Origin of the sequence: Lyngbya sp. CCAP 1446/10 (assembly GCF_026130175.1) — a bacterium.
Taxonomy (GTDB): Bacteria; Cyanobacteriota; Cyanobacteriia; order Cyanobacteriales; family Microcoleaceae; genus Microcoleus.
In genome coordinates this window covers 38901-63075 of the sequence record NZ_JAIGNI010000034.1, presented here as the reverse complement: position 1 = coordinate 63075, position 24175 = coordinate 38901, and the positions used below count along the sequence as shown (strand labels likewise).

The 24175-nt window shown below is 45.3% G+C and carries 32 protein-coding genes and 1 pseudogene; 9 read left to right on the top strand and 24 right to left on the bottom strand.

The window, feature by feature from the left end:
* Positions 1-296 precede the first annotated feature (296 nt).
* Positions 297-752, top strand: a complete 456-nt coding sequence (locus K4039_RS15855) for a DUF4352 domain-containing protein (RefSeq protein ID WP_265236416.1) — start codon at positions 297-299, stop codon at positions 750-752.
* A gap of 188 nt (positions 753-940) precedes the next feature.
* A complete protein-coding gene (locus tag K4039_RS15850) occupies positions 941-1870 on the top strand; it encodes a pentapeptide repeat-containing protein (protein WP_265236415.1) in 930 nt (309 codons plus the stop codon).
* Between the two features lie 287 nt (positions 1871-2157).
* On the opposite strand, the gene K4039_RS15845 is transcribed toward K4039_RS15850, so the two are convergent.
* The 5 genes from K4039_RS15845 to K4039_RS15825 all read right to left on the bottom strand — a co-directional run bounded on the left by K4039_RS15845 (position 2158) and on the right by K4039_RS15825 (position 3890).
* On the bottom strand, positions 2158-2451 hold the full coding sequence (locus tag K4039_RS15845; protein ID WP_265236414.1) for a type II toxin-antitoxin system PemK/MazF family toxin: 294 nt from the start codon (positions 2449-2451) through the stop codon (positions 2158-2160).
* Positions 2441-2917, bottom strand: coding sequence for a DUF433 domain-containing protein (locus tag K4039_RS15840; protein ID WP_265236413.1), 477 nt, complete (start codon positions 2915-2917; stop codon positions 2441-2443). The genes K4039_RS15845 and K4039_RS15840 overlap by 11 nt, the downstream gene beginning before the upstream one ends.
* A 124-nt stretch (positions 2918-3041) precedes the next feature.
* On the bottom strand, positions 3042-3284 hold the full coding sequence (locus K4039_RS15835) for a hypothetical protein (protein ID WP_265236412.1): 243 nt from the start codon (positions 3282-3284) through the stop codon (positions 3042-3044).
* Between the two features lie 81 nt (positions 3285-3365).
* Positions 3366-3644 (bottom strand): hypothetical protein, encoded by a 279-nt coding sequence (locus tag K4039_RS15830; RefSeq protein ID WP_265236411.1) that lies wholly within the window; start codon positions 3642-3644, stop codon positions 3366-3368.
* A 111-nt stretch (positions 3645-3755) separates the two neighbouring features.
* Positions 3756-3890: a hypothetical protein gene (locus tag K4039_RS15825; protein ID WP_265236410.1), complete on the bottom strand. Its 135-nt coding sequence runs from the start codon at positions 3888-3890 to the stop codon at positions 3756-3758.
* Between the two features lie 353 nt (positions 3891-4243).
* Here K4039_RS15825 and K4039_RS15820 point away from each other — a divergent pair.
* Positions 4244-5299: pseudogene (locus tag K4039_RS15820) on the top strand (transposase); the annotation flags it as partial.
* Between the two features lie 80 nt (positions 5300-5379).
* On the opposite strand, the gene K4039_RS15815 reads toward K4039_RS15820, so the two are convergent.
* From K4039_RS15815 to K4039_RS15740, 16 genes are all read right to left on the bottom strand, one after another.
* On the bottom strand, positions 5380-5553 hold the full coding sequence (locus K4039_RS15815; RefSeq protein WP_265236408.1) for a hypothetical protein: 174 nt from the start codon (positions 5551-5553) through the stop codon (positions 5380-5382).
* Between the two features lie 148 nt (positions 5554-5701).
* Positions 5702-5941, bottom strand: a complete 240-nt coding sequence (locus tag K4039_RS15810) for a DUF2283 domain-containing protein (RefSeq protein ID WP_265236407.1) — start codon at positions 5939-5941, stop codon at positions 5702-5704.
* A 191-nt stretch (positions 5942-6132) separates the two neighbouring features.
* A complete protein-coding gene (locus tag K4039_RS15805; protein WP_265236406.1) occupies positions 6133-6255 on the bottom strand; it encodes a hypothetical protein in 123 nt (40 codons plus the stop codon).
* Between the two features lie 114 nt (positions 6256-6369).
* Positions 6370-6528 (bottom strand): type II toxin-antitoxin system HicB family antitoxin, encoded by a 159-nt coding sequence (locus K4039_RS15800; protein ID WP_265236405.1) that lies wholly within the window; start codon positions 6526-6528, stop codon positions 6370-6372.
* Positions 6529-6603: 75 nt separating this feature from the next.
* Positions 6604-6762, bottom strand: a complete 159-nt coding sequence (locus tag K4039_RS15795; RefSeq protein WP_265236404.1) for a hypothetical protein — start codon at positions 6760-6762, stop codon at positions 6604-6606.
* A 22-nt stretch (positions 6763-6784) separates the two neighbouring features.
* On the bottom strand, positions 6785-7792 hold the full coding sequence (locus K4039_RS15790) for a CHAD domain-containing protein (RefSeq protein ID WP_265236403.1): 1008 nt from the start codon (positions 7790-7792) through the stop codon (positions 6785-6787).
* A 410-nt stretch (positions 7793-8202) separates the two neighbouring features.
* The gene (petJ, locus tag K4039_RS15785) at positions 8203-8541 is read right to left on the bottom strand and encodes a cytochrome c6 PetJ (protein ID WP_265236402.1); all 339 of its coding nucleotides are present in this window, start codon (positions 8539-8541) and stop codon (positions 8203-8205) included.
* Between the two features lie 127 nt (positions 8542-8668).
* On the bottom strand, positions 8669-9169 hold the full coding sequence (gene psbV2 / locus K4039_RS15780; protein ID WP_265236401.1) for a photosystem II cytochrome PsbV2: 501 nt from the start codon (positions 9167-9169) through the stop codon (positions 8669-8671).
* A 247-nt stretch (positions 9170-9416) separates the two neighbouring features.
* Positions 9417-9905, bottom strand: coding sequence for a photosystem II cytochrome c-550 (gene psbV, locus K4039_RS15775; protein ID WP_265236400.1), 489 nt, complete (start codon positions 9903-9905; stop codon positions 9417-9419).
* Between the two features lie 152 nt (positions 9906-10057).
* Complete coding sequence (locus K4039_RS15770) at positions 10058-10249, bottom strand: translation initiation factor IF-2 (RefSeq protein ID WP_265236399.1); 192 nt, start codon at positions 10247-10249, stop codon at positions 10058-10060.
* 630 nt (positions 10250-10879) lie between these two features.
* Positions 10880-11833, bottom strand: coding sequence for an acetyl-CoA carboxylase, carboxyltransferase subunit beta (accD, locus tag K4039_RS15765; RefSeq protein ID WP_265236398.1), 954 nt, complete (start codon positions 11831-11833; stop codon positions 10880-10882).
* Between the two features lie 109 nt (positions 11834-11942).
* Positions 11943-12149, bottom strand: coding sequence for a hypothetical protein (locus K4039_RS15760; RefSeq protein WP_265236396.1), 207 nt, complete (start codon positions 12147-12149; stop codon positions 11943-11945).
* A 67-nt stretch (positions 12150-12216) separates the two neighbouring features.
* Positions 12217-12435, bottom strand: coding sequence for a DUF2007 domain-containing protein (locus K4039_RS15755; protein ID WP_265236394.1), 219 nt, complete (start codon positions 12433-12435; stop codon positions 12217-12219).
* Between the two features lie 63 nt (positions 12436-12498).
* Positions 12499-13329, bottom strand: coding sequence for an A24 family peptidase (locus K4039_RS15750; RefSeq protein WP_265236392.1), 831 nt, complete (start codon positions 13327-13329; stop codon positions 12499-12501).
* Between the two features lie 132 nt (positions 13330-13461).
* Positions 13462-13650 (bottom strand): hypothetical protein, encoded by a 189-nt coding sequence (locus K4039_RS15745; RefSeq protein WP_265236390.1) that lies wholly within the window; start codon positions 13648-13650, stop codon positions 13462-13464.
* Between the two features lie 32 nt (positions 13651-13682).
* On the bottom strand, positions 13683-13943 hold the full coding sequence (locus K4039_RS15740) for a hypothetical protein (RefSeq protein WP_265236388.1): 261 nt from the start codon (positions 13941-13943) through the stop codon (positions 13683-13685).
* Positions 13944-14030: 87 nt separating this feature from the next.
* On the opposite strand from K4039_RS15740, the gene K4039_RS15735 reads away from it, so the two are divergent.
* Positions 14031-15605 carry an adenylate/guanylate cyclase domain-containing protein gene (locus K4039_RS15735; protein WP_265236384.1) on the top strand — a complete coding sequence of 525 codons (1575 nt, stop codon included), beginning with the start codon at positions 14031-14033 and terminating at the stop codon, positions 15603-15605.
* Between the two features lie 35 nt (positions 15606-15640).
* On the opposite strand, the gene K4039_RS15730 is transcribed toward K4039_RS15735, so the two are convergent.
* On the bottom strand, positions 15641-16150 hold the full coding sequence (locus K4039_RS15730) for a GNAT family N-acetyltransferase (RefSeq protein ID WP_265236383.1): 510 nt from the start codon (positions 16148-16150) through the stop codon (positions 15641-15643).
* A gap of 181 nt (positions 16151-16331) precedes the next feature.
* On the bottom strand, positions 16332-16748 hold the full coding sequence (locus K4039_RS15725; protein ID WP_265236381.1) for an aspartyl protease family protein: 417 nt from the start codon (positions 16746-16748) through the stop codon (positions 16332-16334).
* Positions 16749-17185: 437 nt separating this feature from the next.
* On the opposite strand from K4039_RS15725, the gene K4039_RS15720 reads away from it, so the two are divergent.
* Together K4039_RS15720 and K4039_RS29825 are read left to right on the top strand one after the other, a co-directional pair.
* A complete protein-coding gene (locus K4039_RS15720) occupies positions 17186-17731 on the top strand; it encodes a hypothetical protein (protein WP_265236379.1) in 546 nt (181 codons plus the stop codon).
* Between the two features lie 158 nt (positions 17732-17889).
* Positions 17890-18927, top strand: coding sequence for a methylated-DNA--[protein]-cysteine S-methyltransferase (locus K4039_RS29825; protein WP_321161616.1), 1038 nt, complete (start codon positions 17890-17892; stop codon positions 18925-18927).
* A gap of 254 nt (positions 18928-19181) precedes the next feature.
* On the opposite strand, the gene K4039_RS15705 is transcribed toward K4039_RS29825, so the two are convergent.
* Positions 19182-20939 carry a serine/threonine-protein kinase gene (locus tag K4039_RS15705; protein WP_265236378.1) on the bottom strand — a complete coding sequence of 586 codons (1758 nt, stop codon included), beginning with the start codon at positions 20937-20939 and terminating at the stop codon, positions 19182-19184.
* Between the two features lie 743 nt (positions 20940-21682).
* Here K4039_RS15705 and K4039_RS15700 point away from each other — a divergent pair.
* The 3 genes from K4039_RS15700 to K4039_RS15690 all read left to right on the top strand — a co-directional run bounded on the left by K4039_RS15700 (position 21683) and on the right by K4039_RS15690 (position 24042).
* The gene (locus K4039_RS15700) at positions 21683-23113 is read left to right on the top strand and encodes a form I ribulose bisphosphate carboxylase large subunit (RefSeq protein ID WP_265236376.1); all 1431 of its coding nucleotides are present in this window, start codon (positions 21683-21685) and stop codon (positions 23111-23113) included.
* Between the two features lie 137 nt (positions 23114-23250).
* A complete protein-coding gene (locus tag K4039_RS15695; RefSeq protein ID WP_265236374.1) occupies positions 23251-23661 on the top strand; it encodes a chaperonin family protein RbcX in 411 nt (136 codons plus the stop codon).
* Positions 23662-23706: 45 nt separating this feature from the next.
* Positions 23707-24042 (top strand): ribulose bisphosphate carboxylase small subunit, encoded by a 336-nt coding sequence (locus K4039_RS15690; protein WP_265236372.1) that lies wholly within the window; start codon positions 23707-23709, stop codon positions 24040-24042.
* Positions 24043-24175: the final 133 nt, after the last annotated feature.

Below are 24175 nucleotides of genomic sequence, written 5' to 3'. Positions count from 1 at the left end.
TCAGGAGCGCAATGGAATATTGAGAGCGTTCCCTCTATCCTTTCTCTTCGCTGTGCTTATCTCAACGGTCAACTTTCAATTTGATGTATTTGCCAAAGTGAGATGCACCCATCAGACTTCTTATGACATTTTATGACTAAAAAGGGCAAAATGTGACTTTTAACGGCTAGATGATTTTATCAACTCCTGACAAACTATGACATTTTTTACTTGACACTATAGATAAATTAACGTAAAAATATTCAATAACGGGCATCCAAGCAATAAATAAAACATAAAAAATAACCGGAGAAAAAATGCGAAAGCTGTTTATTTTACTTTTGTGCTTTATGCTAAGTTTCAGCTTAGGACAGTTTCCAGCCCAAGCTGCCTCAGTTGGTACTATTGGCAAACCCGTGATCCAGGAGGGATACAACTTAACAGTTAACGAGGTGAAAACTGGTCAGAATGACAGTGGAGAACCATACGTAGCTGTTGATGTAACGCTTGCTAGCGAGTCCGATCAGGGTGTAAGTGCGAATCTACTTTATGCCAAACTAAAAAGTGACAGTGGCTATGTTTATACTCCAACTTTCTTTGGGGTACAACCTGCACTAAATTCTATGAATGATCTGCCAAAAGGAGAGCGCGTTCGGGGATGGATTACTTTTCAAATCCCGAATGAAGAAGATAGCAGCAATTACACTTTTGAATACCAAGCTATCAGACTTTTGGGAAATTCGCCACGCCTAAGAGTCAAGCTTGACTCTTAGTGAGCTTGCTTGATTGGTTCAACTTAGGGCTGACGCATCCAAATATTTTTATCAGGGTTTGAACCTTTCTCAGATTTGAGCAAGAAGCATCAAACCCTCAATTAACTGTTCCTTTATTGCCTGAGTGCGTAAGTTTTCAAACTTTGCTTTTCAGGTTAAAAATATTTACTCAGCGAGTATTTTTTATTATGAATAATCAAAATGACGGCAACCCGAAAAAGGGTAATTTCCCGTTAGCAATCGTGTTGGGGTTGGGGGCTATTGTAGCAATTCTAGTTATTGCAGGTTTAGCAGTGATGAACAAATCAGAAGTTACGACTTCAGCCTCTCCAACTCCTTCAGTTGCACTATCAGAAACTCCCTCTTCAACACCTTTGGCTGCGGAAACACAAACGCCATCGCCAACAGCTTCGGTTTTAGTACCAGAAACTCCTTCTCCGAATGCGACGGCATCTCCACCAACTCCCTCTCCTAATGCCACTGCATCACCATCTCCAACAACTACGCCATCTTCTTTATCTGTAAGTCAAGCTGTTGAGCGTTTAAAGCAAACACGTGTATGTCCAGCTTGCGACCTTCAAGGTGCCGATCTTAAAGAAGTTTCCCTTAGCGGTGCTGACCTGAAAAATGCTAACCTTCAGGGTGCTAACCTAGCTGGTGCAACCATCGGCGATACAAATTTAACAGGAGCAAATCTTAGTGGTGCAAACCTTAGTGGATCTCAAATATTCAGGGTAAATTTTGAGGGGGCTAACTTGAATAATGTTAACTTGAGTAAGGCCAAGATAGGTCCTGGAACAAATCTAATTCACGTCAATTTGAAAGGTGCTGATTTGAGTGAAATTTCTATTGATAATGGCAATTTTTCGGAAGCTGATTTAAGTGGGGTAAAGCTTATTAATGCTCGACTGAAAGGAGATGGATTAAACTTCAAAAAAGCAATTTTGAATGAGGCTGACTTATCACTGGTTATCTGGGATGACTTGAAAAGTGAAATGGTTGATGGTGCCAGTTTTAAGGGTGCGAATCTAAAAAGCTCTAACTTAGGCCAAATTAAGGATTTTACAAATGTAAATCTGACGGGCGCAACTATGCCAGATGGCACAGTGCATCCTTAAAAAGCTGAGGATAAAAGTTAGGGATTGTCGCATTTTCTACATTGTTTATAAAACATATAGGGAAGATGAGAAACGATTTGAGTTGGCTTGAAATAATTCGGCTAGTTTTTGAAGTCATTTTTCAGTTCTTTGATTAAAAGGTGATTTCCTGTAAACATTTATCGAAAATAGCGATCGCCCTTTCTTTCCTGAAGTCCCATCTGCCTTTGATTAACTACCGATACTCAACTACCGATGCGATCGCTATTGCAATGTCATCCATAATAGCAGTCGAAACTTCCCCAATCTTACGAATAAACCTTTGTACATCCATCCATACCACGCAATTCCAGCACATCCACAGCAGAAACTTTCGTTAAATTATTAGCACTATCTGGATGAATTCTGACGTGCCAAATATTGCCAATATAATATTCTTTCCTATCTGTGACTGGTGCAATTAATTTAATCGGCAATTTGCCGACACTATCCGAGCTTACCACCACAGCCGGACGAATCTTTTTAATTTCTGCCCCCACTGTCGGGTCAAAATTAGCAAGCCAAACATCACCACGTTTGGGAAACAGAGAATTAGTAGTCAATTAAATCTCCTGTCTGTAATTCTTGCCATTCTCTATCATCCTGGTAATGAATTAACATCACCTCAGCCTGTTCTGCTAAAATGCGCCGTCTCTCTTCAATGGGCAATTTCATAAACTCCCGACGGCTGGGATATTGAGCAACTGAAGGCATTTCTAAAACTTGAGATTCAGATTGTATTTGTGTTTGAGACTGATACAGTGCTTCTATGCGATCGCCTTCTGCTGCTTCGGCCACAATCTCAACATCAATTTCATCTCGGTTAGCATGGTAATAAGTCAAAGCTGCATAGACTTGAGTCAGAGTTAAATGCCCTATGCGAGAGGCAATTTCTTCTGCGGTCAAACTTTGCTTGTACCAAATAGCAATGCGACGGACTGTAACACTTGTTCCGGCAATAATTGCACCGCCGCCATGTATGTCAGGATGACGGCTAATGAGAGTGCCAATATCGGTGATGGTTGACAAGATTTTTTCCTCGCCAATTTCTGACTGTGCTCCGATCTAGGATAGCACTTTCTGAGCAAGCGCGATCGCCCTTTCTTTCCTAAAGCACGCGCGAGCGAAGCTATTCCGTAGGGAATCGCCCTGACTAATTTCTGACCTCTTGATATAAGCCGTCTGAGGGTACAGGTTTTGCTATCTCAGGCATATTAGCCTCCTTAATAGCCTTCATTAAATCTTCGCGTAGCGCTTCTAAAAAATAGCAATCATTGCCCATATCCGACACTTCATCATCATCCAACTCTTCATCTTTCAAACTTTCTTGATATGCCTCGATCCGAAATTCCAGAGCTTCAATAATAAATTGTACATCCTTAAAAGATAGAATCATCAGAACTCCATTTTTAATATTTATAGTTACTTGCCACTATCCTAACCCAGTCAGCTTGAAAAATGCCAAAGCTTGAAACCGTTAACTCACTTTGTAGAAATACGCACCGATTAGTTTAAGAGCCTGCTTGTATTCCTCGATCGACATTCTGTAACTCGGTTTCCACAACCAATGATCGTTGTGGTCATTAATTAAATCGAGGGCGGCAGGAATTTCACTCTCCGCATCTAACTTCCACCAGTTTTTTCCGCTTCTTTGAGTAGCAAATGTTGAAATCCCACCTCCTAAAGTAGGATCTACCCAGATTGGACCGTTCTCTTCATAGGTAGTAACATCTTTGTTAGATCGAACATTATCCATTCTAGGTGAATTAGCGTTGCCTTGTCGATATAGAGCGATCGGTGTTTTTGCCATGCCTTGAGCGAAGATTCCCAGCTATGTAGAATTTACCACAATGGCTGCACAACCTTGTTAGCAGGAAGCTTTCGATCGCACTTTTTGAGATTTTGCTTGTTCCGCTTCCCCCCACTCGCTGCGAATTTCGCCGTCTATCTCCTCCTGGTGGTCAAAATAATACGCCATTGCTGCATGAGCTTCCGCCATCATTACTGTAGTTTAGACTAAATAAAGATGAGAACGGTGGCAAAAGAAGAACTAGAGCCACCGCGCCGGGAGAGAATGAGGGTGAAATAGAAACCCATCGACTCCCTAAATGAACACTGAACGATTAAAGGAATTTCGTCAAGCAGCATACGAGTTATTAGTAAAAGCGAAAGATGCAACATTCGAGCTGATGGATGCAGTGATGACCACCAGAAATGCGTCATGTTTAGCAGAATTTTCACTCAGCCCGCTATTCAATCGTCAATGGCCAAGCGTCTACGAGGCATTGCAAGACTGTAGGCCAGACCGAAAAAAACTGATGATGCTGTACCCTTGAGGAATTAGAACAGCAAGTACCCGCAACAGAACATATATTAGTGGCAATTGACCACACTGCATGGGCGAGACCCGATGCCAAAACCTTAAAAGAGAGAACCCATGAATATCAGGAAGGCGTAATTATTGGACAGGGGTACAGTACAATTGCGTGGATACCTGAAGCGCAAGGAAGTTGGGCATTACCCCTACTCCATGAAAGAATTAGTAGTGGGTCTTCACCAATACTTCAAGCAGCTTCCCAACTCAAACTTGTCTGTGAACAGAGCATCAATCCAGTCTTAGCAGTTTTAGATCGAGAATATGGCAATGCCAGTTGGGTACTGGCAATAGCAGATATTCAAGCCGATTGTTTAATGAGAGTCCGAAGCAATGCCTGTTTGTGGTCAGCACCACCACCCTATAGTGGTCGCGGTAGACCACGTAAGCACGGGCAGAAAATGAGACTCAATGACCCAAGCACATGGCTCCAAGCGGATGCTGTGATTGAAATTGACAAACATCCAGAGTTGGGACAAGTTCGAGTCAGGCAATGGCTTGACTTACATTTTTATCGTGCCGCTGGACAAAGAGTCAATTTAATTCTAGTCGAAAGAATGAAGCCGATGTCAAACGGTCAGCCGTTTCCACCCTTGTGGTTGGCTTGGGTGGGAGAACTAACTCTACCCTTAGAAACTGTTTGGTTTAAGTATTTACGACGTTTTGGAGTTGATCATTGGTATAGATTTGCTAAGCAAAGATTACATTGGACATTGCCTAACTTGAGAACTCCCGAACAATCTGAGCGCTGGAGCGATTTAATGCCATTGATGAGTTGGCAACTCTGGCTAGCTAGGGATTTAGTCGTCGAGAATATCTTACCTTGGCAATCTGCTAATATCAATTTAACTCCTGGACGTGTTGCCCAGTCAATGTTGTCGGTTTTAGTTGACATTGGCACTCCCGCGAAAATGCCTAAACAGAGGGGAAAATCCCCCGGCTGGGAAACAGGAAGAGTACGGACGGTAGCACCGCGATATCCCACCGTTAAAAAACGGGTTTCTCGACGCAAAAAGTCTTCAAGATTAGTTATTTAATCTTCTCCCTCTTGAGTTTTTGAGTAACAGCTTGCCTGCTCTTCAAAGCCAGCTACTTTTAGCTGCGACTATTTTTTAGTCTAAACTACAGTCATTAAATATGAGTGCTGACGGCACATTTCTTCAACTGACCACCCGTAAGCCAAATAGTCCATCACAATTTGAGAAATCCGCACTCTGGGTATCCGTTGCAGCCGTGCAGGTTCCCCTACACCTGGTTTTTCAATATGAGGATAAATGACTTGTAAAGTCATAGTATTTTCTCAGCATTTTCACTCCAACTATGACAACACTTTTGCCTCGCCATTTCTTGAGCCATATCATGAAGTGCGATCGCCCTTTCTTCAGTAAAGCACGCGCGAGCGAAGCTATCCCGTAGGGAATCGCTCTTTCGCAACAATCTCAAGCCTGAAGGCTTAAGTGCAAGTCTGCGACAATCGGCAATTCAAATACATTACTCTCTAAAAACCGCTTTGAGAAAAACATAACTTCTATATTTTCAATTTCCTCAGTTTCAGGATTGAGACGAGCAACAATTCCATAGTCGAGTTCCTGCGATTCTTGCTCTGCATAAGGCGAACATTTATGAATGTACAGAATATCGCCGACAGCATCGTATTTAAAAGTTAGTTTTTGTGCCATATTATCTCTCCTTGGGTAACAGTTTTTGTCAGGTAAGCTGTCACGATCCAATTGCGTTCTCTGGGAACTGTATCACTCACAACAGCTACTACAACATACCTACCCTTGCGACCCTTACCATACTGCCTTGAAAATAGAAAAGTATTGCCAAAACGTAAATCACATCGAACCTCATCTGGGTCAGCTAGAGTTTAAGCTATTCTTTCCTGATAAGTTGGTAGCAAATCGGGATGGGTCTCAGCAATGTGCTGCTCTCGCTCTTCTGTGAGTTCGACCTCACTGTCGAGATACGGACAGAAAAATTGTGTTGTCACACTGATCTAGTCTTGCCAGTCTTAGTTATCTAACTTTTAGAGTACCATAATTATATAACAAGTGAACGATCGCCCTTTCTTTCGTAAACCGCGATCGCCTAAAAATTTATCATTCTAAAAATATAATTCGTCTAAATATAGTTCTGTTGCTTCTTTCAGATTGGCGATCGCTGCTTCAATTGTTTCACCCTGGCTAGCAGTTCCCACTTCAGGACATTCTGCCACATAAACATCTTCTTCCCAATAAACGATTGCTGTAAAGATACGAGGCATATTTTTTGCAATACCTACTTAGTTCTCACTCTAATCCTGATTTTAACACATCGGGCGAGAACCCTTTTTTTAGTTCTATTCCCAAGCGCGATCGCCCTTTCTTGAGTAGGGACACGCCCTTGCCGTTTCCCTACAAATATCTGTTATTTTACGCCATATCAGCAGGGACGTGACACTGCCGTGTCCGGCTTCTAATCCGCGCGGGCGATTTCCTACAGGATAGCTACCATTCACGCACTTTCTGTACCCAAAAAACCTAATTTTGCTCCGGCGAATCCCCATTAGCAGCATCTTTAATCACAGGATGAATTAAAGTCGATCGCCAACCTTGTCGAACTTCCGAATTCAAATACTTGCGCTGCAAAACCTGCCATTTTTGCCAAGCTGCGTAGCGTTTTTCTGCCAACAAACCAGCCAGTTTAGGCAACTTTTTTTGCAAATCGCGATCGACAAAATCCGTCAAAAATTCCCCTAAAACTTGACTGTCTTGAATATCACCCAAACATTCCTGAACAGCTTTCACATCTTCGACATAACCTTCATAAGCCGGGCCGTAAAAATCGCCAAACAGATTCATCAAATAGCGAACCCGCTTAGCTTGTTTCCGCAAATCATGCAGAATAGTTCCCTCCGCTGCTAACTTCTCTTCCACAGCCGACTCATTCAAATCCTCACAAACTTTAACTTTGCCATCCTCATATTCTGTGCCCAGCAGCCAAGCCGGATGCAGGAAAAACTCGCTGACTTGAGGTAACAGTAAATCCGGCAAAACCTCAGCAATTGGCAAATGTTCGATCGCCCGAAACTGCGGTTTTTCCAGCCAATCCTCGATCGACTTTTTCAGCGATTGGTAACTTTTGCGCTCCAAAACAGCCCTCACCCCTTTCAAAGCCCGGCGCCGCTGTTTGAGTAAATCGAATACAGCCTCATCCAAAACTTCCTGCTCCTGGGGCGGCAAATTCGGATAATAGCGGTTTTGGAGACTTTCGAGCATCACGTCCAAGTCCCTGAGCGTTCCCAGAATCCGCCCCACCTTACCAATTTTGCGTTCAGAAGCTTCTTTTGGCAAGTCTAAAACCGGGGCAAAACCCGTTATAGCCGATCGCAAACGCCGCAATCCTACGCGCATTTGGTGAAGTTCTTCTGCATTTTTGTCTTGGATAACTTCAGCCTCGTGGGCTATTGTTTTGCGGAAATACTTGTCAATTGCACCAGAGGCTGCATCTCCGAGAGTTTTAACTTTTGCTGATTTTTTTACGTTCATGGTAGATGTAGAGTCCACTTTTGCGATCAACTTTATTTTTGATTTCAATGCTTTGCTAATCAGGGGTTATATCCTAGCACCGACTTTTAATTTATACACCAGCAATAATAATTCTTAATGTAATGTGCTTGACAATTTATACAAAATCACCAATTTTCATTCTAAAATCTTCAATTCTAAAATCTTCAATTCTAAAATCTTCAATCTCCCATCTAAAATCTAAAATCTAAAATCGAATTGCCCTCCCTCGCGCTTGGGCAAATAAAAATCCGATTTCTGGCGCGCTTTCCCAAATAGGTTAAGATCGCTGCAAACCGACATTTATTCGCCAAAGAGAGAGAGAGGGTGCGATCGGGAGGACAAGTTTTAAATTAAATCAAGTCCAGCTTGTCCGACTTCAAAGAGGCAGTTTAGCCTTTCCAGTCTTTGCCAGATTGTTCGAGCACGTAGGCAGCGATATCATCGATTTGTTCGGGCTTCAAACGACCGAGAAAAGCAGGCATAGCACTTTTGCCCTTAGTTATCTGAGTAGTAATAGCTTCGATGGAATTCATGCCGTACTTCTCAAGAGCTTCCTTTTTCAAGGTTTTCATTCCCATAACGACGTTGCCGCCACCGATGTGACAAGCAGCACAGTTGGCGCTAAAGAGTTTAGCTCCGTTAGCAGCATCTCCAGCCAATGCAGGGCGGCCGAAGCCGACAGTCAAAATTGCGAACGCTAACAGGGCGATCGATAAGAGTCTTTTCAACGTAGTTCTCCTCTAATGGACACCGTTCACGGTGGTTCTTTAGTTATTTTACCTGTTTAATCAGGCGCAAACACGTAGTCGCGATCGGGATTTTTCGAGTAATCTACCACTTGGTCGCAGCGGCAGTTCAACTCTCAAAATTATCCACGCCCCAGCCTGGAGCTTTCTGAGCCGCCCGGAGCACAAAAGCCGCCAAATTTTCAATCTCAGTCTGCGGCATCCAGCTTTCGGGTACTTGGCGGCACCAAAAAGTGTCCTCACTGCCGTCATAAGTCATCGGCTCTCTCAAATACGACACCAAACTATTGATGTTGCTGCGGGGAGGCGTTGCCCCCTTGAGATCTGCCAAAGACAGAGATATCATCGGATCAGGCAAAGTTGCTCCTCCGACGTGACAATTCAGGCAATTATTCTGGAACAACACCTTGCCGACAGAAAAATCCTGAGGCGAAAACAACCGAGTGTTTCCCTCAGCGTCCAATTCCATTGCTACAGGTTCCCTGGCTTGTAAATATCTATTCACGTAAGAATCGGTAGCAGCCAAAACAGGTTGAGGAGCCAGCAGCACGAGCGGCAAAATAATTAACATCCCCAATAGAAAGCAGAGAAAAACACCACGATGCAGCATAAGGGCGTAGAAAAGTCAATAATTCACTAACATTTGCTCACAAAATCGAATTTTCTTGTTGCACTCTGGCTTTCGTCAGCATCAACCAGTCCACAAGCTTAAGTCAGCGGGTTCGACTGGGGAGAATCAATCAGCAAGAGGTAAATTTGAGATTTCAGATTTTCGATAGAAAAACGGCCAGCCAGCAATCCTTGCCCAATCCCAGCCCCTCTCAATCCAAAATCCCAAATCTCAAATTTCAAATTGATTAGCGAGCGCCTTTACCGCCAGCCCACTGCTTGCCGACAATTTTCGGCTGCAACAGAATATGACCGGCAATCGCATACAAATCATCATCCGAGAGATTTCTCATCTCAGCGAAAATATCTGCACTCTTCATGCTCGGATGCACTTCGGAAATTTCCTGAAACCCGTCATAAGTCGTGGGATTTTTCATATAGTCCACCAGCGAGTCAATATTATTGCGGGGCGGGTTTGCCAAAGCCAGAGTTTCGGGACTCAAGTTCAAATTCGGGTCAGTTTTTGTCATGCCCGCAGCGTGACATTGAGCGCAAGCCGAGTTAAACAAGCGTTTCCCTTGCTGAACTTGTTTGAGGCTCAGCACCACTGGAGCGCCTTTGTCATTCAAAGTCACAGTGCGAAGCTCAGGACTCAGTTCGACAGCCATCGCACTGCTGACAAATAACTGAAATGTCAAGAATACAGCGGTCAGAGCAATGAAATATCTTTTAAGCATGGTTCTCCTTAAAAAAATCGGGCAAATTATTGAACGCTAAGAGAGCGCCTCGCTGGCAAACAGATTTCTGTTCAAAATTCCTTCCTGCTGCGACAACTGGCGAAAGTTTGTGCAGCCGTACCTTATAAAGGTAAAGGAATTTTGCGATCGATCTAATCTGTAATTCGTTTTGAGTCGCGCCTTTTTTCGAGAGTTGACATAATTGCCTTAACATCCTCCAAAGCCAAACGGGTTTGAGGGTGTTTGTAGGCAATTTCCAACTCGTCACACAAGCGGAGCACGTCTTCAACAGGGACGTTGAAGTCCTCTGCTATTTCTGCGATGGACAGGTCTGCAAAACCCATAATTTTTAGGTCGCTGACTGGTCAAAATTGAGTTAACGGCTATTGACTGAAAGCTGGACAATTTAACTAAAGCACAGGGGATTTAAGCCCCCACCTTTAGGTGGATTGTTTTTAGGCTGGGGCTTAAATCCCCTGCCTAAAAACTTCGCTGTCAACTGTCAACTGTCAACTGTCAACTGTTAACAAGCGCTGTTAGCTGCCATTTGTTAGTTTCGTCTGAGATTTTGTTCGATCGCCAGCTAACTAACCGCTAACTGCCACTAAGCATTTTTGCTTACCTAAACTTCACAGCCCATCAACTTCCAACCAATATCATCCCATTGCCGCGTCTTTATTATCAATAGGACTTGGGCGCGCGGGGCTAAACACCCGGTATCTGCGTGCATTTCTCGCTACTAAACTTAATATTTTTCTAAGAAACCGGGTTTTTTTGGCAATTCCTCTGAAATTTTGGTAGACAAGATTGCAAAAGTTCTTTTAATCAGACTTTTGGGCGGGCTCGCGTGCCCACCCCACAAGAAAAAATGATTTTTGTGGGACGATGCTCAGAGCATCGTCCTAGCTAGGGCTGGCAATTCAAGTCTAGTCTCTCCTACAGACTCCACGACAGGAGTCAGGAGGCGCAATAGCTTAGGGAGAAAGCTTGAAAGCGTGAGTCGGCGCGGGCACAGGGTGGTAGCTGTCGCTGGCCTCGTGGGCGGGGAATTCCGAGTTTGCCAAGAAAGGCTGGGGCTGGTGGAGGCTGATCAGCCCAGCGAGAGTTTTCTTTAATTGAGTCCGGGGTACGATCAAGTCTACAAAACCGTGGGCGAAGGAGTATTCGGAAGTTTGATAATTTTCCGGCAGCTTTTCGCGCAGAGTTTGCTCGATTACCCGGCCGCCCGTAAAGGCTACTGTAGCTTTTGGCTCTGCAATTATAATGTCTCCCAGCATGGCAAAACTGGCTGTGACGCCGCCGGTGGTCGGGTGCGTCAAAATTGGGATGTAAAGCAGTCTCGCTTCCCGGTGGCGCTCCAGGGCCCCGGAAATCTTGGCCATTTGCATCAAGCTGAGCATTCCTTCCTGCATTCTCGCGCCGCCGGAAGCGCAGACAATGATCGCTGGTAAGCGTTCCCGCGTGGCGTGTTCGATGAGGCGAGTCAGTTTTTCTCCGACAACTGAGCCCATGCTCCCGCCGATGAACTGAAATTCCATGACTCCGAGGGCGACGGGCAAATTTTCGAGTTTACCGATGCCTGTTTCTACGGCGTCTAGGTGGCCTGTTTTTTCTTGAAATTCGCGGAGTCGATCGCTATATTTTTTGCGATCGCGAAATTTTAGGGGATCGGTGGCGTGGAGACCTTCGTTAATGGGCATCCAGGTATTGGGGTCGATCAACTGCTCGATGCGATCGTCACTGTAAACTCTGATATGATGCCCGCATTCCAAGCAAACCATTTGATTTGCTCGCAGGTCTTTGGTATAACTCAGGGCATCGCAAGCTGGGCATTTATGCCAAAGTCCGTCGGCAATTTCTCGTTCCGGCCGTTCTTGGGAGTTCGGTACTGATTTTCGTCGATTTGCAAACCAATCAAATAGAGACATTAAAACTTAGGAATTGGTAATTGGTAGTTGGTAATTGGTAATTGGGAATTGGTAATTGGTAATTGTTAGTTGTTAGTTGTCAATTGCCAGTTGTTATATCAAGTCCGCACTACAGAGGAATTATACTATAGCCTTTCTCAGAAAGATTAGGTACGCTTCGGGCATCGGGCATCGGGCATCGGGCATCCGGCATCGGGCATACCTCACCACGCTTGAGAACCGCTATATAAACTGCCCGCGCTGACAGGGCGAAGGTCTCGCTCGGCTGCGTGGGATACTCGCGCTGCACTCTGAACGTTATTATTCCGATGCTCATGTCAAAGATATCAATTATCTACTATTGACTAATTACTGTTGACTAATGACTATTGACTAATAACTAATCACTCTTGTTCTGGCTCATCTTCAACTGGACTGATCAGCAGCGATGCAGTTTGCTGGTGTTCTGGAAGAACTTGGAGGGCTGTAGCACTTCCTGCGCCTAAATAAGATGCTATACCCAAGTCTACAATCCGAGCGGGGATTTGATGAGCAGCCAGGAGCTGCTGCATTAATTCCGCTTCCCAACGAAAGCTAGTGGTTTTAAGTGTAATCCAAGACACGGGATAATTTTACCAATTTATGAACCGATATTATAAAGTTCGATCGCGCTTTGTAACCGCAGATCACAAACCCAAATTCGGGAAAAACAACTGCAAGTAAGTAGATAAGATCGGTTCGCCCCAGAGAGCCGTAATTGCTGCACCGAGTGCTAGACAAGGGCCGAAGGGCATGGGTTGACGGCGATCGAGCAATCTAAGGGCGATCGCCCCACCACCAACAAAAGCCCCGATTACACAGGCGATAAATCCCGCTAGCAGCAAGAGTTTCCAGCCCAACCAAGCTCCCATCAAGGCGGCTAATTTGGTATCCCCGCCACCCATAGCAGTCTGCCCGAAGCCGATCGATCCTGCAAGTCCGATCGCATCAAACAGCCACAACCCGACAACTGCACCCAAAATTCCGTCTAGTACAAGATAGTGTACGGAGTCGATCGGGCTAAATGTCGGCCACCAACCTTTGGCGATTTGGAAAACCAATCCGAGCACCAAACCCGATCGAGTCAAAGAATTAGGCAAAGTCATTGTATCGCAGTCAATCAAAGACAAAGCCAACAGCCAGCTAAACAAAACCCACAAACCCAGAGTTTGCACTGCGATCCCAAACTGCGAGAAGATTAGCAAAAATAGCAAACCCATAGATACTTCCACCAGCGGATAGCGGGCAGAAATCCGACTGTGGCAGTGATTGCAGCGTCCCCGCAGCCACAGCCAACCAAACACGGGTATATTTTCGTAAGTTCTGAGTTGATTTAAACATTTGGGACAGCGAGAAGGAGGATGTATTACCGACAAACCCGCAGGCAAACGATAGATTACCACATTGAGAAAGCTGCCGATCGCCGAGCCGATCACAAAAACGATCGTGGCGACCAGGGTATTAAAGATAGTTTCCATTAAGTTGTTTTTTGACTATTGAATGTCGCGATTGATTAGTTGTTAGTTGTTAGATTTTGTCGTGTCAATTACCAATTATATTTGTAGTAATAAATGCGATTTCTCTGATTTTAATGCGGACTAAAGTCCTAACTACGAACCTTTTTCAGCAATTGTGCGATGTGGTTTTGATTTTAAGCTGTTACCAATCACCAATTCCCAATTGTCAACTGCCAACTGACAACTGCCAACTGCCAACTGACAACTATCAACCATCAACTGCCAACTGCCAACTGACAACTGACAACTGACAACCATCAACTGACAACTGACAACTGACAACTGACAACTGTCAACTATCAACTGTCAACGGCCTAATACATTTGAGATTCAATTTCGTTAAAAGTAACAAAACGTTCGCCCGGTAATAAAACGGGATGCGCAGTAAAAATTAGCTGACCTCGATCGCTTCCTTGACTGACAACTACACCGGCTGGACGCAGCATCTGCTCGGAATGCACTTTCAAATACATACCATAGGCCGATCGAGCCACTCGGATCAAATCGGGAGCGATCAAGCTGTGACTTTGGGAAATTTCTATCCGGTGTTCTGAGTTGGGCTGGTATCGGGTCACGGGAAACTTATGATAATGGTATAGGGCTAGCAATTGGTGTTGGCTTGAGATCGATCGAACTTACCTTATTTTTTAAGAATAGACTAGGTGGAAATTAATAGATTAACTTTCAATCCTCCCTTGGCTGCGATCGAACTGCGGCTGCGATCGCTCCTTTCGTCTGAACTCTACGCTGGTGCGTGGGTAGATCCGTCCCCCGCAACACTAATGGGGGTTTTCGAACACCTGCGCACTCTCCGCTACATCCTCAACGACTACGTACCCAGGCCCGTTTCCCAATCTCCGCCCAACCCGGGGGAGGTGCGCTACCAGTGGCAAACAGGCACTTTGCTATTCACAGATTTGGCAGGGTTTACGTCGCTGTTGGAAGCAAACGCAGCCCAGGGGCGCAAGGGCGCTGAAACGCTGCTGGGGGTGATTAACGACTACTTTGCCTCGATGATTGAAATCGTCAGCAAATCGGGGGGAGATTTGCTGGAGTTTACAGGAGATGCGCTGCTGGTGCAGTTTTTGGCTGGGAAGCACGAACAGGATACAGCCAGGGCGGTGCGGGCGGGTTTGCGGATGCAGCGGGCGATGGGTCAATTTGCGAATATTGAAACGGCGCGGGGTGTTTTGTCTTTGAGGATGCGGGTGGGTATCCACTGCGGCCGCTACATTAGTGCAGATATCGGTACGCCGCTGCGGATGGCCCACGTACTGCTGGGGCATTCTGTCCAGCAAGCCAAGCAGGCTGAGGGTTCTGGAAATGTGGGGCGGGTGTGTTTGACTGAAACTGCTAGAGAGTCTTTGGGAGAGCAATTTCGTTTTGAACCCGGGAAACCGGGTTATTTGTTGGTGGTAGATGATTTTACCGACGATCTACTTGGAGAGTACGATATTACTTTGACTGGGCGGCGGATGCCAAGTTCAGTATTGCTCGATCGCACCGTGTCGGGTTTGGTGAGGGAAATCGGGGAAGCCGTGAAGCGGGTGGAACCCCTTGCTAGTTATATACCCAAAACCATCCTGAAACTGCTGGTTGAAAATGCCGACAGGCGGAAAATCCCGCCGGATTTTCCCGAACCGACGGTGATGTTTGTCAACTTGATCGGTTTACCGGAGTTGGTGGACAAAGCTACGCCAGCCGAGGAAGCTAACCTGGTACTGGGCTGTTCTCGGGTGTTTGCGCTAATTGATGCTGTGGTGTCAGCGAAAGGGGGCGTGCTGCAAAAAGTAACGGCCCACTTGGATGGTTCAGATATACTGATTTATTTTGGCGTACCGGACGTTCATACCGACGATCCAAGTCGCGCTGCGAGTGCGGCGATCGCGATCCGGGATCTAATTGCCAGTTTACCTCCGATCGTCATCGGCGGTGAAAATGTGAAAATAAGCTGTCAAATTGGGTTGTATCGGGGGCCTGTGTTTGCTGCTGAGGTTGGGGAACCGCGAGGGCGCAGGGAGTTTAATATCCTCGGCGATACGGTGAATACGGCTGCTAGGCTGATGAGCAAGGCGGGGGAAAACGAAATTTTGATTGGTGAAAGGGTGTTTGAGTCGATCGGGCTAAACTTCGATTGCGAGGCTTTGGGAGCTGTTTCTTTGAAGGGGAAATCTGCACTGACTCCGGTTTTTGCTTTGCACGCTTCCAAGGTGGAGAGGGGAAAAGGCAGCGTTTAAATAACTTTTAAGAGCTAGGCAAGTGGTATTATTAGCTACTCGCACAGACTAAACTCCGATCGATATTTGACCATTCCGCTGCAATCCTGCAAAGCTCCTCTTTCTAATTCCAACACCATAAAAGCTTCATCAGGTACATCATATTCGCATCTCAACATCTTGCTACTAGCAGTCCCGAACCCGAAACGCGAATAGAAATCGGGAGATCCCAGCACAACCACTGCCTGAAAATGCGATCGCGCGCACTCTTGTAAGCCCTCGCGGATCAGCAGCGATCCGATACCTTGCCGCTGATAGTTGGGTAGAACTGCGACTGGCGCCAACCCCAGAATTGACAAAGTGCTAGAACATTTTCCTGCGATGACAACCGGACTGAAGAAAATGTGTCCGACCACTTGATCCGATTGTACGGCAACCCAGGAAAATGTAGATGCAATTCCCCGGAGGCGATCGACTAAGTTTGCCTCATTTTCTCGCCCGAATGCCACAATATTGACATTGCGAACAGTTGCTACATCTTCTGGCTTTTCAGTACGGATATTCATAGCTAATACCAAGAGTGACAAATCAATCCAACGATATTGGTAGGGTGTGTCGCCATCGATAGTATCCAAAAAGAGGCGAAAAATCTATCGAGCGACGCACCATCGATAATATTTGAGAAAACAAACTCAACCTCAATTATTGTAGCAAGGATATTTTAAATTGGTATAAGTCCTATAAAAACTACACTCGAATATAGCTTTGGTTGCCCTCTGCCGGTAAAACAATCAACCGTTGATTTTTCAAATCTGGTTCCAAGCCTAAATCTTCGAGTGGAATTAAGCCTATTAAAGGTTCTTTTCCTGCGGGTAGTTCAACGCAATCATACCTTCCTTCTCGTCCCGCTATAGCAAGACTGACATTTTTAAATAGGCGAAATTTTCTAGATCCTATTACAGTATGTCCGTCAATTTCTCCAACTAGGGTTAAACCTAGCTGAGCGATAATTTCTTCAGGCAAACAGAGTCGAGTTGCACCTGTATCGACTAAGACATTATCGAGAGTGAGAGAGCGAATTTGCTCTGTTGGTATAAACCCTCTGTCTGCCAACATTTTGTCTACTTCGTTGGTGACGGCGATTGTTGCAGTAACTCTGCCCATGTTTTATTTTTTTGCTCTGTTACCGAATGATATCGAGCAACTTCTAATAACATTATATACAGCAGCCCTTACCTATTATATCTAATTTTTACAAGTTTTGTATAGCTAGCTTTCCTGGCAGAAAATGCGCCACCGCTCGCTCTTAACAACAATTAACAGTTAACAAATCTATAAACTCGATCGAGTTGAGTTTTGTTAGACTCTCGCCAACTAAAAGCTAAAGATTTCTTAAAGATTGCATCGATAATTCGCGATCGCCCAAAATCGCACAATCCCGAACATAGTGGCTGCGGGGAATTGAAATATCCGCCCAAATTGCCTCAAACTCTAACACCTGCGCGTGTCAATAGCGACTCCAAAAATCGATCGTCAGTAAATTCAGCCGCAGCCGTAGGCTATATTAAGAACACATCTCAGAAAACAAGCAGAAATTTGTGATGAGTATTAGTAGTAGATTGTTTTACCTGGGGCTGGGATCGCTGGCTGTTTTTTGCGTTCACTCTATAGTGAGCATGACTTTGGAACACGTACCCCCTTCATGGTCTGATAAAGTAGGGTATTTTATGGGGTCAGCATTTTTATTAGCAATTTCCATAATTACTGCGTTGTGGTGCTATTACTATCTGTTCACTGCGATAGACAATTACAATAATTCAGAAGCCGAATACTATGATATAGAAATGGAGACTTTTCTCAAGCTCCCAGTCCGGGAAACCAACAAGGACACAATCAGCAGCCCAGATGAACTAATAATTATTGAGGATAAATTAGCAGATATCCCCTGCGAAGTATTTTTGGTCGATGGGTGGTACGCAGGGAAAATTATCAGACGAATCAAATTGCTCACAGGAGGAATCGATCGAGAGTCTTCTAAGGTTTATCTCATTGAAATTGGGCAATCTCCACCCCTGCGCCAATGGCTGAGCGCTCAGGTCATCCGCAAGCAGTCAGGTGCAGGTCAGGAACCAAGGGATTGGATCTAGTTTTAGCTCTCCAAAAAGGCGATTCGGTGGTTTTTTCTCTAGCTGACAACTCTAATCTTTTGTTGGGATATATGTAGAAAAAAAATAGTTGTTAATTTTTCGGTTGTCAAACTTTCTTCACCTCAGCGATATTAGTAATAGTGCAATCAAAAAAAACTATGCTAACAGATGATTTAATGTATCAAGCACTGGTTGACAAAGATGTTGCCTGCGAAGGAACTTTTATAGCAGCAGTAAAAACCACAGGTATTTTTTGCCGACCAACTTGTACCGCAAGGAAACCGAAAAAAGAAAATGTAGAATTTTTCCCAACTGCCAAAGCAGCGATACTTCACGGTTACAGACCTTGTAAAGTTTGTAAGCCTTTGGAAATGCTGAATGAAACACCCGATCGCATTCAAGCTATTCTGCGTGAAATCAGCCACAATCCCGCCACAAAATTAACCGATTTGGATTTAACGGCCAGAGGCATTGAGCCAAGTCAAATCCGCCGCTGGTTTTTGAAGAATCACGGCATTACTTTTCATTCCTATCAAAGAATATTGCGGATAAATTCAGCTTTTAAGAAAATACAAAACGGCGAAACAGTTACTGCTACAGCTTACGAGAGCGGTTACGAATCGCTCAGCGGTTTTAACGATTCATTCAAATCTATTTTGGGCGTGTCACCATCAAATAGCAAAAGCAAACAACTAATAGACTTTACCAGATTGGAAACTCCTCTGGGAACTATGTTCGCCTGTGCCGTTGCCCAAGGTATTTGCCTTTTAGAATTTACCGATCGCAAAATGATTGAGAGGCAGTTTGAGTCATTGGCTAAACTTTTAGATGCGACTGTACTGCAAGGCACAAACAAACATTTTGATGTGTTGCAACAACAACTCAATGAGTATTTTGCAGGCAATCGCCAAGATTTTTCGGTGCCGCTAGTCACACCTGGAACGGAATTTCAGCAGGCGGTTTGGCAAGAGTTACAAAATATTCCCTACGGTTCTACTTGCTCTTATCAGCAACAAGCTGCTGCCTTGAAAAATCCTAAAGCAGTTCGTGCTGTGGCAAATGCTAACGGAATGAACAGAATTTGTATTGTTATTCCTTGTCATCGAGTAATTGGATATGATGGAAAATTAACAGGTTATGCGGGCGGTTTGTGGAGAAAGAAATGGTTGCTCGATCATGAAGCAGAAAATCGTTGATTGTGAATTAATATTATTTCCATTCAAGCAGACCGGGCGGTTGAAACCGCGTCGATAAAAACAAAACCTGCCTCCGCAGGTTGAAGAGTGAGCGGTTAACATCACATTTATGGAGAAAAAATGCACTCTAAGCGGGTTGGAATTCTTGATTTTATTCATTCCGCGGAGGCGGAATTTGTTTGTGTAGACGCGGTTTAAACCGCCGTTTTATATTATCCCAAGCGTGTTGGGAAATAATATTAATTATGAATTTTTTACCGCCATCCCAACCACCTCAACACGGGCACAACTAAATAATGACTCACTCCTAAACAAAGCCCGATCGCACTTCCCAACAAACCAAAGAAAACAATTGAACCCCAAACTTGCAGCCAGAAGTTAGCATTAGACGACTGTGACAAAATCGCAAAGAAACTTCCAGGAAAAATGTTCAAAGCATTCAAAAACAGAAACACTCCCGTAGAACAAACAGCCACCACCAAAGCATGAACTAATTGATGGCTACGCAAACCCATTCCCACAGTCAAAGAGGCGATCGCAAAAGCCCCCAAAATAATCCCCTGCACGCCGCTAGAAGTTGTGGCTTCCATCCAGCACAAACCCGCCAACAAATAGCCCTGAGCTCCCATCAATCCCGATAGCCAATACTGTTTTTGTTGGCGAAAACTCCCCGCATCCGTCAAACCGATCGCAGTGCCCCAACCCGCAAAGGCAAACAGCAGCACTTCGGGGCCGACAGAAAAAGTCATGTTATGGATTAATTGGTGCAAACCTTCATTCAAAAAATTGGCAACTTCTGGGCCGATAGGTGAAGCATAGCCCAAAACCAAACCGCCGATCGCCCCCGCACATCCACCAACCCCGCCGAGCACCATTTCCCAGCCCGTATCTAGAGAAGCTACCACGATTTGGGCGATCGCGCCGAACACCAAAACCGTCAAACTTGCTGTTTTTTGCGCCCCCGCCACCACTATTTGCCGGCAGAATTCCACAATAGCTTGACTGACTGGGGCGGTGGCAATTTTGCCCTTACTCCTAGCATAAATCTCCTGCAAGCGCGATCGAACATCCGCAGCCGAAGCCGGACGCTGCTGTATATTCGATCGCACCATATCATCCAACAAATTCGCAAAAGCCGGACTCACAGACACAATATGTCGCCAGCGCAACTCCCCCGTCATCGGATCTTCAATTTCCGCCGGATACTTCCCCGTCAGTAAATGAATACAAGTCCGCCCCAGCGCATAAAAATCCGTCGCCGGCACCACACCACCGCCCACAATTTGTTCCGGCGGGCTGTACCCAGGCGAAATCAACCGCGTCGAGCTCGGAGAATCTTTCCCCACCGATTCCCCACCGCCCATCTGCTTAACACCCCCAAAGTCGATCGTCACCAACTGCAAACCGCCCAAACCATTGTTCAATAAAGCTTGTGGTGATTCTGGATCTCGCAGCATCAAATTGCTCGGTTTAATGTCGCGGTGAATAATCTGACACCGATGCAACTCCTCTAAAATTTCCACAGCTTGACTCAGCCAACTAAACACCCATTCCTGCGGACATCCCTGATGGTGCTCTTCGAGAACTTCTTCCAAAGTTTTGCCATGAATCTTTTCCATTACCAAACAAGGTAAGCGTCTCGCTGCGGTATTTCCATCCCCGCCTGCAAAATTTTGGGTTTGGACGTGAAAATAACCGTCCGGCTCGACTCTAGGCACACCAGGATGCCGCAAAAGTGCCAAAACCCAAGCTTCTTGCTCGAACAGTTTTACCGCTTTCGGGGAAGTCTCTAGCAACAATTTCAAGACGCGCTCGGTTTGAGTTTCTGTGTCCCAAACTGTGTAGATGGCTGCAAAACCCCCGGTACCGAGACCTTGTAGAGGTATGTAACGATTTTTTAGCCGCAGCGGGGTTCCGCAACTCTGGCAAAAATTGTTGCCCCAAGTCTGAGGGTAAGGCCTTGGGCAATCTGGATTGATGCAGTGGACGGCTTTTGAAGGGGGATGGGGCACAACCAGAGTAGAAATGGGGCTAGATATCCATATTAGACTTACGCGCAGCTAACGCAGAAACCCGGTTTTAAGCGAAGTTTAATTGCTGTAACGACGGATTTGCGTTGGTTTATACACCAGGTTGCTGCACAACTCCTGTCCATATTATGTGCTATGGTGCGGATTTTTGACTTGGTGGTCTGGGAGTTCTATTAGTTGCCGATCGCACTTGCGACTTCAGAAACCCGGTTTCTTTGTAGATTTCTCGTTAATAAACCTAAATTTTTCGTAGAAACCCGGTTTCTCGCCCCCCCACGAGATTTGAGATTTTGGATTTGAGATTTTGGATTTGAGATTTTGGATTGCAGTTGAGATTGATTTCAACTACAACCACAAATTTAGGTATTTATAACTAATTCCCAATTTCCCAATTCCCAATTTCCCATTCCCAATTACCAATTCTGATTTTCCAGGATCAAATTCTTTACATAAACCTTATTTATCGGTTGTTTGGCTTGCTGCAAAATATCTTTCGCGCGATCGAACTTCCCCGCCCCCTCTGCGATCCCTAGCCTTTCCCCCTGCATCCTTCGCCGCTTGCATTTTATAAGATATGTTACAAATATTGTCTTAATGTAAAGGAAAATAAAGAATACTTATGATGATTAAAAGAATATTAAAATTTGAGAGTGTCCGTTTATTGGTATATTTTTAGGAGCCGGCCATCGGGCCCAAAAAATTAAGCGAATACTAGGAAGCGAGATATGGCTTACGCGCAAACCCAAACTCAATCAAAGGCTGGGTATAAAGCCGGAGTTCAAGACTATAAACTAACGTATTACACACCGGATTACACGCCGAAAGATACAGATATTTTGGCGGCTTTCCGCGTAACTCCACAGCCTGGAGTACCACCAGAAGAAGCAGGCGCTGCTGTAGCTGCTGAATCTTCCACCGGTACCTGGACGACTGTTTGGACTGACCTCCTGACCGACCTCGATCGCTACAAAGGTCGTTGCTACGATATCGAGCCAGTCCCCGGCGAAGACAACCAATATATCTGCTTCATCGCTTATCCTTTGGATTTGTTTGAAGAAGGTTCCGTCACCAACTTGCTGACCTCTTTGGTTGGTAACGTGTTCGGTTTCAAAGCTCTGCGTGCTCTGCGGTTGGAAGACTTGCGGATTCCCATTGCTTACCTGAAAACCTTCCAAGGCCCTCCTCACGGTATTACCGTTGAGCGGGACAAATTGAACAAGTACGGCCGTCCTTTGCTGGGTTGTACAATTAAGCCCAAATTGGGTCTGTCTGCTAAGAACTACGGCCGCGCCGTTTACGAAGTTCTACGCGGCGGTTTGGACTTTACCAAAGACGACGAAAACATCAACTCGCAACCGTTCATGCGCTGGCGCGATCGCTTCCTGTTCGTTCAAGAAGCTATTGAAAAATCCCAAGCAGAAACCGGCGAAGTCAAGGGTCACTACTTAAACGTAACCGCCCCTACCTTTGAAGAAATGATGGAACGGGCTGAGTTCGCCAAAGAAATCAAAACCCCGATCATCATGCACGACTACCTAACCGGTGGTTTCACTGCAAACACCAGCTTGGCTAAATGGTGCCGCAAAAACGGTATTTTGCTGCACATTCACCGCGCCATGCACGCTGTGATCGATCGTCAAAAAAACCACGGTATCCACTTCCGCGTACTTGCCAAGTGCTTGCGGATGTCCGGCGGCGACCACCTGCACTCCGGTACAGTTGTGGGCAAACTCGAAGGCGAAAAAGGCATCACGATGGGCTTCGTAGACTTGATGCGCGAAGACCACATCGAAGAAGACCGCAGCCGCGGTATTTACTTCACCCAAGATTGGGCCTCCATGCCTGGTGTCATGCCAGTTGCTTCTGGTGGTATCCACATCTGGCATATGCCAGCTTTGGTTGAAATCTTCGGCGACGACTCCTGCTTGCAGTTCGGCGGCGGCACCTTGGGCCACCCTTGGGGTAACGCACCTGGTGCAACTGCTAACCGCGTTGCTTTGGAAGCTTGCGTCCAAGCTCGTAACGAAGGTCGCAACTTGATGCGCGAAGGCGGAGACATCATTCGCGAAGCTTGCAAATGGAGCCCTGAATTGGCTGTTGCTTGCGAACTTTGGAAAGAAATCAAGTTTGAATTCGAGGCAATGGATACCGTTTGATGATTTTTGGTTAGAGATTTTAGGTTTTAGGTAGCAAACTTACTGTTAAGTCTTTATCTTGGAAGAAGATTTACAAGTAAGTTTGCATCCAAAATCTAAAATTAACAATCCAAAACTCTTAAGGGCTGGGGTCAAAAATGGATCTCAAACAAGTTGCGAAAGACACCGCTAAGGTGCTGGCAAGTTACCTAACCTATCAATCCGTGCGGATTGTAGTCGCTCAGTTGAGCGAAACCAATCCTGCTCAGGCAATCTGGTTGAATGACTTTTCCACCAAGGGCAAAATCCAAGATGGAGAAGCTTACATTCAAGAGTTGCTGAGGGAAAATCAAGATTTAGGATTTCGGATCATGACGGTGCGAGAATATCTGGCGCACGATGTGACAGAGTTTTTGCCAGAAATGGTTTCTACTGGCATTCAACAGTCGAATATGGAACACAGACGCCAGCATTTAGAGCGAATTACGCAACTTAATTGGTCTGTTTCTAGCAGTCATCCTGAAGCATCAATAGATTCAGAACCGAATCTGGATAATTTGTCGAGTTAATCGATCGACAAGTGCGATCGAACACACACCTTAGAGATACAAAAAATGAGAACTTTACCAAAAGAGCGTCGTTACGAAACTCTGTCCTATTTGCCCCCGCTGACAGACGCCCAAATCGCCAAGCAACTGCAATACATCTTGGATCAAGGCTACATTCCCGGCGTAGAATTCAACGAAACCTCTGCCCCTGAAATGCGCTACTGGACATTGTGGAAGTTGCCTTTATTTGGTGCTCGCAGCGTCCAAGAAATCATGGTTGAAGTTCAAGCTTGCCGCCAAGAAAATCCTCAGTGCTACATCCGCGTCATGGGTTTTGACAACGTGAAGCAATGCCAAGTGCTGAGCTTCATCGTGCACAAGCCAAACACCAGAGGCTACTAAGTTTTAACAGCTCTATTTTTTAGAGAAAAAGTTAGCTAAAAATTGAGGTAGGGAATTCTCCCTGCTTCATTTTTTTTATGCAGAAGACTGGGCGGTTGAAACCGCGTCTATACAAACAAAACCCGGATGGTGC

Coding starts and splice junctions, on each gene's coding strand:
- K4039_RS15855 (WP_265236416.1), top strand. CDS start 297: ATGCGAAAGCTGTTTATTTTACTTTTGTGCTTTATGCTAAGTTTCAGC.
- K4039_RS15850 (WP_265236415.1), top strand. CDS start 941: ATGAATAATCAAAATGACGGCAACCCGAAAAAGGGTAATTTCCCGTTA.
- K4039_RS15835 (WP_265236412.1), bottom strand. CDS start 3,284: ATGATTCTATCTTTTAAGGATGTACAATTTATTATTGAAGCTCTGGAA.
- K4039_RS15830 (WP_265236411.1), bottom strand. CDS start 3,644: ATGGATAATGTTCGATCTAACAAAGATGTTACTACCTATGAAGAGAAC.
- K4039_RS15825 (WP_265236410.1), bottom strand. CDS start 3,890: ATGATGGCGGAAGCTCATGCAGCAATGGCGTATTATTTTGACCACCAG.
- K4039_RS15815 (WP_265236408.1), bottom strand. CDS start 5,553: ATGACTTTACAAGTCATTTATCCTCATATTGAAAAACCAGGTGTAGGG.
- K4039_RS15810 (WP_265236407.1), bottom strand. CDS start 5,941: ATGGCACAAAAACTAACTTTTAAATACGATGCTGTCGGCGATATTCTG.
- K4039_RS15800 (WP_265236405.1), bottom strand. CDS start 6,528: ATGCCTCGTATCTTTACAGCAATCGTTTATTGGGAAGAAGATGTTTAT.
- K4039_RS15790 (WP_265236403.1), bottom strand. CDS start 7,792: ATGAACGTAAAAAAATCAGCAAAAGTTAAAACTCTCGGAGATGCAGCC.
- psbV2 (WP_265236401.1), bottom strand. CDS start 9,169: ATGCTGCATCGTGGTGTTTTTCTCTGCTTTCTATTGGGGATGTTAATT.
- psbV (WP_265236400.1), bottom strand. CDS start 9,905: ATGCTTAAAAGATATTTCATTGCTCTGACCGCTGTATTCTTGACATTT.
- K4039_RS15770 (WP_265236399.1), bottom strand. CDS start 10,249: ATGGGTTTTGCAGACCTGTCCATCGCAGAAATAGCAGAGGACTTCAAC.
- accD (WP_265236398.1), bottom strand. CDS start 11,833: ATGTCTCTATTTGATTGGTTTGCAAATCGACGAAAATCAGTACCGAAC.
- K4039_RS15760 (WP_265236396.1), bottom strand. CDS start 12,149: ATGAGCATCGGAATAATAACGTTCAGAGTGCAGCGCGAGTATCCCACG.
- K4039_RS15750 (WP_265236392.1), bottom strand. CDS start 13,329: ATGGAAACTATCTTTAATACCCTGGTCGCCACGATCGTTTTTGTGATC.
- K4039_RS15730 (WP_265236383.1), bottom strand. CDS start 16,150: ATGAATATCCGTACTGAAAAGCCAGAAGATGTAGCAACTGTTCGCAAT.
- K4039_RS15725 (WP_265236381.1), bottom strand. CDS start 16,748: ATGGGCAGAGTTACTGCAACAATCGCCGTCACCAACGAAGTAGACAAA.
- K4039_RS15720 (WP_265236379.1), top strand. CDS start 17,186: ATGAGTATTAGTAGTAGATTGTTTTACCTGGGGCTGGGATCGCTGGCT.
- K4039_RS29825 (WP_321161616.1), top strand. CDS start 17,890: ATGCTAACAGATGATTTAATGTATCAAGCACTGGTTGACAAAGATGTT.
- K4039_RS15700 (WP_265236376.1), top strand. CDS start 21,683: ATGGCTTACGCGCAAACCCAAACTCAATCAAAGGCTGGGTATAAAGCC.
- K4039_RS15695 (WP_265236374.1), top strand. CDS start 23,251: ATGGATCTCAAACAAGTTGCGAAAGACACCGCTAAGGTGCTGGCAAGT.
- K4039_RS15690 (WP_265236372.1), top strand. CDS start 23,707: ATGAGAACTTTACCAAAAGAGCGTCGTTACGAAACTCTGTCCTATTTG.